This window comes from uncultured Tyzzerella sp. (genome assembly GCF_963558545.1).
Classification (GTDB): Bacteria; Bacillota; Clostridia; order Lachnospirales; family CAG-274; genus Tyzzerella.
Genome location: NZ_CAUWHO010000067.1, coordinates 1 through 7,930 on the forward strand (window position 1 = coordinate 1; position 7,930 = coordinate 7,930).

The following is a 7,930-nucleotide window of genomic DNA, read 5'->3' on the forward strand; positions in this document are numbered from 1 at the left end:
TATGAAGGTGATAAAAATTAAGGTATATCATAATAAAAAATAACATATTAATTGTTATAAAAATTCACATCGATTCAAATAGTATCTTTTAAAATAGTAATGTATTTTTATTATATAATAAATAACAAACCAATAATATTAGAACTATGAAAAATTATAATATAAAAATACAATTAAAACTTATAAATTTTTAATGAAAAAATATTATATAAAGTAAACTAGTTTTAATTGCTTAATAAAATACTTTATAAATAATATCATAGTTAATTTTATTAAATTAAATATTATATACATTATTAAAAGGAGAGAGATGTATTATGAAAAAAAAATTAATTAAAAAAACATCTATGTTTTTATCAGTTTTGCTTATGACACAAGCTTTATTAACAGGTTGTGGTTCAAATAATTCAAGCGGTACTAATGTAGATGAAAATGGTAAAGCTGTATTAGAAGTAGATGAAAATGGTAAAGTAAATGGCATAATGAATGCTGAAGGATTACCGATTGTAGACAATAAAGGAGATTATACATTTTCTATTTTTGTAGACAACTCTACACCTTTAGAAGGTCAATTTGTTTGGCCAATGTTAGAAGAACAAACAAATGTACAGGTTGATGTTAAAAGTTATGCTTATGAAATTGCTCAAGAAAAATATGGTTTAGCTTTAAGCTCTGGTGATTATACAGATGTTATAGGTGGCTGGTGTTTATCATCTAATGACATTTTAACATATGGTGTTGATATGGGGATATTTATACCCCTTGAAGATTATTTTGAAAAGTTTGCACCAAATATTATGGAACTTTTAGAAATGCCTGGTGTTAGAGAAACAATGACTGCTCCAGATGGGCATATTTATGCTATACCTTATGTAATAGATGCACCTAAAGTAGACTTTAGCCCATATATTAATAAAAAATGGTTAGATACATTAGGTTTAGAAATGCCTACTAATACAGAAGAATTTAGAGAAGTTCTTCGTGCATTTAAAACACAAGACCCTAATGGAAATGGTAAAGCAGATGAGATACCATTTTCATCTGATCCTAACAATAGAAAATTAGGTTACCTTTGTGGTTGGTTTGGTTTACCAATAGAAAATGATGGTTTTACTATGATAGATGGTAAACTAGAATTTGGTGCTAATAGAGAAGAATATAAAATGATGATAGAATATATGGCGAGTTTAAATGCAGAAGGTTTACTTGACCCAGAATTTTTTACACAAGATTTAGCAACTTGGAAAGGTAAAGGTAACCAAGATTTATATGGTGTATCTATAGCTTATGGTAGTGGAGATTTTAAACCATTCCAAGCTGGCCAAAAACCTGATTATGAGCCTTTACCAGTGTTATCAAGTCCACAATGTAGTGAACCAAAATGGTTAGCAGATTCTTATGGTATATCTACTTTAAAAAATCAAGTAGTAATTACAGATAAAGCTAAAAATCCAGAAGTAATTGTTAGATGGTGGGATAATTTATATGAAACAGATAATTCATTCCAAGCTTTAAATGGTCCATTTGATATTACTTGTGAAAAATTAGGTGAAAAACACTATAAAGTATTTGATAGATCAAAATTAGACCCTGAAGTAGATGAAAAATATAGTTGGGCTAATATCTTCTGTCAGTCTTTACCTAAAAATATACTTAAACAAAATATAACTGTAGAAGAAGTTAATCCTGCATATCCAGAAAAAGAAATAGTTGATGAACTTTATGAGCCATATTTTGTAGGTAATGATGGTAATGGAAATTATACTGTTACACCAGATTATTGGATAGACCCAGAAGATGCTGCTAAATTATCTGAATATACTGTATCTATAACAGATTATATTAAACAAAAAACAGCACAATGGATTAGTGGGCAAGCAGATGTAAATGCAGAATGGGACGAATATTGTGTTCAATTAGATAAATTAGGTTTACAAGAATATATTAAAATTCGTCAAGAAGCTTTAAAACAAAAATAATTTAAAATTTAGAGGTTTTTTCTTATTTCAAAATAAAAATATATATTCTTTTATAAAATTGAAATAAGAAAAAATCTTATTTTATGTAATAAGGAAAGGGAAGTGTTTTAATGTATTTTATAGATAAAAGGATAGGAATTATATGTCAACAATTAAAAAGTTTAATTGATAAGAAAAAATATGATGTATACAATGTTAAATATAAAAAAGGTTCTTTTATTACTCCACAAGAAGTAGATAATAATGAGCAACAATGGATAGCTTTTGACCATAAAAAAGATCATTGGTATGGTCCAGATGGTTATTATTGGTTTAGAGCTAGTTATACAGTACCTAAAGAACTTGAAGGAAAACCTATTATTGTACATATTAAAACTCAAATAGAGCATTGGGATGATGGGCAAAATCCACAATTTTTACTATTTGTAAATGGTGAAGCTAAACAGGGATTAGATATGAACCATAGACGAGTTTTATTAACAGAATGTGCTAAAGAAGGTGAAATTTATACTTTTGATTTACAATCTTATACAGGTACTCTATATTCAGAGTTTACATTAATTTTTGAAATAATAGAAATAGATAGAAAAATAGAAAAATTATATTATGATATAAGAACACCTTATGCTGCATTTGATAGATTTGATAAAGAAAGTAAGGCTAAGATACAAATAGAAAAAGTCTTAAATGATACAATAAATTTAATAGATTTAAGAAATTCTTATTCAGAAGAGTTTTATAAATCTATTGAAGAAGCCATAAATTATATAAATGTAGAACTTTATGAAAAAATGACTGGTTATGATGATGTAATAGTTACTTGTATAGGACATACACATATAGATGTTGCTTGGCTTTGGACAACAGACCAAACAAAACAAAAAGTATGCAGAAGTTTTGCTACTGTTCTAAAACTTATGGAAGAATATCCTAATTATAAATTTATATCAAGTCAACCACAATTATATAAATATGTTAAAGAAAGACACCCAGACTTATATGATAAAATTAAAAAATATGTAAAAGAGGGTAGATGGGAAACAGAAGGTGGTATGTGGGTAGAAGCAGACTGTAACTTAACTTCTGGTGAATCTTTAGTTAGACAATTTATGTATGGAAAAAGATTTTTTAAAGAAGAATTTGGTGTAGATAATCGTATTTTATGGTTACCCGATGTTTTTGGATATTCTGGAGCATTACCTCAAATAATGAAAAAATCTGGTATTGATTATTTTATGACAACAAAATTAGCTTGGAACCAAATTAATAAAATACCTAATGATACAATGATTTGGCGAGGTATTGATGGCTCTGAAATTTTAACTCATTTTATAACAACTTTAGGTGTAGGACAAAAAGAAGAAGACTTTTTCACTACATATAATGGTATGTTACACCCAGATGCTCTTATAGGTGGTTGGAAAAGGTATCAAAACAAAGATATAAATAATGATATTCTTGTATGTTATGGTTATGGAGATGGTGGTGGTGGACCTACTGCTGATATGTTAGAAATGTCTAAGCGTATGGAAAAAGGTATTGAAGGTATTCCAAAAGTACGCCAAGAATTTGCTCTTAAATATTTTGATGAGTTAAAAGAAAGGGTAAAAGATAACAATAGATTACCTTTATGGGAAGGTGAATTTTATTTTGAATATCATAGAGGAACATATACTTCTATGGGAAGAAATAAACGTTCTAATAGAAAATGTGAGCAAATGTTAATGGATTTAGAGTTTTTAAATGTGTTAACAGGAAAACACAATAAACAAGAACTAGATGAAATTTGGGAAAATGTTTTATTAAATCAATTTCACGATATTTTACCAGGTACTTCTATAAAAGAAGTATATGATATGACAAAAGAACAATATGATAAAATAGAAAAAAGATTAAAAGAATTAATAAATGAACGTTTATTAGAATTATCTGGTAAAGGTGATTATGTAACTATTTATAATACTTTAGGTTTTGATAGAAATGATATAGTAGAGTTTGAAAAATGTAATAAAAACGGGTTAAAAGATGAAGATGGCAATATTTATCCTATACAAAATACAGAAAATAGCTCAATTGCATATGTTGAAAATATTAAGTCTAAAGGTAGCAAATGTTTTGAACTTGTTGATATTGTTACACCTAAATGCAACTTTATATTAGATGGTAACAACTTAGAAACACCTTTTTATAATGTAAAATTTGATGACAAAGGCTTTATTACAAGTATTTATGATAAAGAAAATGATAGACAAGTTTTACAAGAAAATGCTAAAGCTAACTTAATGCGTATGTATGAAGATAAACCTATGGCTTATAGTAACTGGGATATAGATATGTATTATACAGAAAAATATTGGGATGTAGACAACATTGTATCTATAGAATGGACAGAAATAGGAACAGTTAGAGCAACATTAAAAATTGAAAGAAATATAAGTAAATCTAAAATAATACAAAAAATACATTTTTATAATGATATTAGAAGGATAGATTTTGAAACTTATGTAGATTGGAAAGACAAAGAACATTTATTAAAAGTGCATTTTCCTGTTTTAGTACATACAGATGAAGCTACTTTTGATATACAGTTTGGTAACCTTACAAGAAAAACACATACTAACACAAGTTGGGACAAAGCTAGGTTTGAAAGTTGTGGGCAAAAATGGATAGATTTATCAGAAGGACATTATGGTGTAAGTTTATTAAATGATTGTAAATATGGACATTCTATAAAAGATGGCAATATAGGATTAACATTAATTAAATCTGGTACACAACCATTTAAAGAAACTGACCAAGAAGAACATTATTTTACATATTCATTATATCCGCATAATGAAAAATGGTATAATGCAAATACTGTTAATGAAGCATACAAATTAAATCAGAAAGCTTATGCTATTGTAGGTACAGATAAAAATAAAGAAAAATCATTTATTAATATAAATAAAAATAATGTTATAATAGAAACTATTAAACAATCTGAAAATAATGATGGGATTATTATTCGTGTTTATGAATGTGAAAATAGTTTAACCAAAGCTACAATAACTTTAAATGATTTTAATATTAATAGTATAGAAGAATGTAACCTAATGGAAGAATTTGAAAATGATATAATATTTAATAATAATAGTTTTGAATTTACTATTAAACCTTATGAAATAAAAACATTTAAAATTAAATAAGAGGTTATTTATGGAAAAATATAAAAATAAAAATTTATCTCCAAAAGAAAGAGCAAAAGATTTATTAAAATATATGACTGTTGCCGAAAAAGTAGGGCAATTAAATCAAAGATTATATGGTTTTAATATTTATGAAGTGAAAGATGATGACATTATTTTTACTGATGAATTAAAAGAAGAAGTTAAAAAATATAGTGGATTAGGGGTTTTATACGGTTTATACCGTTCAGACCCTTGGTCTGCTAAAGATTTTAATACTGGTTTAGTTGGTATAAATGCAATAAAAGCTTATAATAAATTACAAAAATATGTATTAGAAAATTCAAGGTTAAAAATACCTGTTTTACATAGTACAGAGTGTCCTCACGGGCATCAAGCACTAGGTGGATATTTACTACCTGTTAATTTAGCTATGGGAGCTACTTTTAATCCTGAACTTGTTGGAAAAGCTTATGAAGTTTGTGGTGAACAATTAAAATCTATGGGTGTAAATCTTGCCTTAATATCTTTATTAGATATGTTAAGAGACACTAGATGGGGAAGAAGTGAAGAATGTTTTGGTGAAGACCCTTATCATAGCAGTAAATTTGCTAAAGCTATTGTAAATGCTGTTCAAAGCAAAGGTGTAGATGTTGTAGCTAAACATTTTGCAGGACAGGGTGAATGCACAGGCGGTATAAATGCAAGTGCAGCTAGAATAGGTGAAAGAGAGCTTAGGGAAATACATTTACCTAGTATGAAAGCTTGTTGTGAAAATAATGTAAAAGGTGTAATGGCTGCCTATAATGAAATAGATGGTGTATATTGTCATACTAATAAAAACCTTTTAACAAATATTTTAAGAAATGAAATGGGGTTTGATGGTGTAGTTATGGCTGATGGTGTAGCTATTGACCAATTAAATCGTATGACTGGCGATTATGTATTATCTGGAGCTAAAGCTTTAAAAGCAGGTGTTGATATAAGTTTATGGGATATATCTTTTAGTAAATTAGAAGAAGCTCTTGAAAAAGGTTTTATATCCATAGAAGATTTAGATAAGAGTGTTTTAAGAGTTTTAGAAAGAAAATTTGAACAAGGACTTTTTGAAAATCCATATTTGCCAGAAAATGAAAATTTCTTAAAATATAATTATAATAATTATGATGAATCTTTACAATTAGCAAAACAATCTGTTGTATTATTAAAAAATGAAAATAATATTTTACCTATCAAAACACATAAAAAATTAAAAATATCCATTATAGGTCCTAATGGTAATGATATTTATAATCAATTAGGAGATTATTCTCCTTATATAAATGAAAATGAAGGTATAACTGTACTAAAAGGTATAACAAATTATATAAAAAATAGTAACTTAGATATAGAAGTAAATTATTTAAAAGGTTGTGCTATTTTAGATAAAAATAATGAGAACATTAATGAATGTATTGAACTTGCTAAAAATAGTGATTTAGTTATTTTGGCTTTAGGTGGTTCTAGTAGTAGATTTGGTGAAGTTACTTTTGATTCTAATGGGGCAGCTATTGCAAATAGTAAAGTAGCTATGGATTGTGGCGAAGGTATGGACTGTGCTAACTTAGAATTACCTGGAAATCAAAATGAATTAGCAAATGAGATATTTAAAGTTTGCAATAATGTTATAAGCATTATAATAGGTGGTAGACCATATGCTATTAGTAATGTAAGCGAAAATAGTAATGCTCTTTTATACAGCTTCTATCCTGGTATGAAAGGTGGAGAAGCTATTGCTGAAATTTTGTTTGGTAAAATAAGTCCTTCTGGAAGACTTCCAGTATCTATACCAAGACATACAGGACAAATACCTATTTATTATAATTATAAATCATCTTATGGTGCATTAAATTACTATGATTTAGAAAAAACGCCATTATATACTTTTGGTGATGGTCTTAGCTATACAAAATTTGAATATAATAATATAACTTTAAACAAAAATACTTTAGAAAATAATAATGAAGATGAAAATATAGAAATTTCACTTAACATAAAAAATATAGGTGAAATTGATAGTTTTACAACTTTACAATTATATATACATCATAAACAAGCAAGTACAATAAGACGTATAAAAGAATTAAAGGCATTTAAAAAGGTTTTTGTAAAACAAAATAAAGAGAAACAAGTAACTATTATATTGCCTAAAAAAGAATTATATATATATAATGAAGAAATGAAATTAGTTTTAGAAAATAGTGAAGTTGAGTTATATTTACAAGATATGGGACTAGAAATATTTAAGACAGATATAAAAATAAAATAGAAAAATTAACAAATATTAAGTATAAAAGGCTTATTGAAAACTTTTTTAATAAGCCTTCAGTTGTCGCCGAATAGGCTAGATATAAACCACAATCTATGCTGGTGGTAGGTAAAAACTCTTATAGAAAAGTAAAAACCTCATATGATAAAATAAAGATGGTCTGGCAACCAAAAATAAAATCATAGAGGTTTTGTCATCAAAGACATAAATAGTTTATCACATTCTAAATGGAGATGCAAATATCATATAGTATTTGCACCAAAGTATAGGAGACAAGAAATATATTAAAAAATAAAAGCTGATATAGTGGACTATTGTCAATAAAGTATACATAAAAAGAATGAATACATTGATTTATCCTCTGATGAAATATACAATAAAGGTGTAAATATTTAAAAATTTTATTTCCTATCTTGACATTATCATATGTTGTACAATCTGGCGATACCCTTTGGGATTTAGCAAAAAAATTTAAT

The 7,930-nt window shown here is 26.8% G+C and carries 4 protein-coding genes and 1 pseudogene; all 5 read left to right on the forward strand.

What is annotated here, in order from left to right:
* Positions 1-317: 317 nt before the first annotated feature.
* Positions 318-1,979, forward strand: a complete 1,662-nt coding sequence (locus R5Z65_RS09000; protein WP_317368655.1) for an extracellular solute-binding protein — start codon at positions 318-320, stop codon at positions 1,977-1,979.
* A gap of 110 nt (positions 1,980-2,089) precedes the next feature.
* A complete protein-coding gene (locus R5Z65_RS09005; protein ID WP_317368656.1) occupies positions 2,090-5,167 on the forward strand; it encodes an alpha-mannosidase in 3,078 nt (1,025 codons plus the stop codon).
* A gap of 10 nt (positions 5,168-5,177) precedes the next feature.
* Positions 5,178-7,454 (forward strand): glycoside hydrolase family 3 N-terminal domain-containing protein, encoded by a 2,277-nt coding sequence (locus R5Z65_RS09010; RefSeq protein WP_317368657.1) that lies wholly within the window; start codon positions 5,178-5,180, stop codon positions 7,452-7,454.
* Between the two features lie 195 nt (positions 7,455-7,649).
* A pseudogene (locus R5Z65_RS09015) lies at positions 7,650-7,739 on the forward strand (IS200/IS605 family transposase); the annotation flags it as partial.
* 128 nt (positions 7,740-7,867) lie between these two features.
* A partial coding sequence (locus R5Z65_RS10265; RefSeq protein WP_369124037.1) for a LysM peptidoglycan-binding domain-containing protein occupies positions 7,868-7,930 on the forward strand: 63 nt, incomplete at its 3' end.

Excerpts from the sequence above, each read along its gene's own strand:
- R5Z65_RS09000 (WP_317368655.1), top strand. The coding sequence starts at position 318 with ATGAAAAAAAAATTAATTAAAAAAACATCTATGTTTTTATCAGTTTTG.
- R5Z65_RS09005 (WP_317368656.1), top strand. The coding sequence starts at position 2,090 with ATGTATTTTATAGATAAAAGGATAGGAATTATATGTCAACAATTAAAA.
- R5Z65_RS09010 (WP_317368657.1), top strand. The coding sequence starts at position 5,178 with ATGGAAAAATATAAAAATAAAAATTTATCTCCAAAAGAAAGAGCAAAA.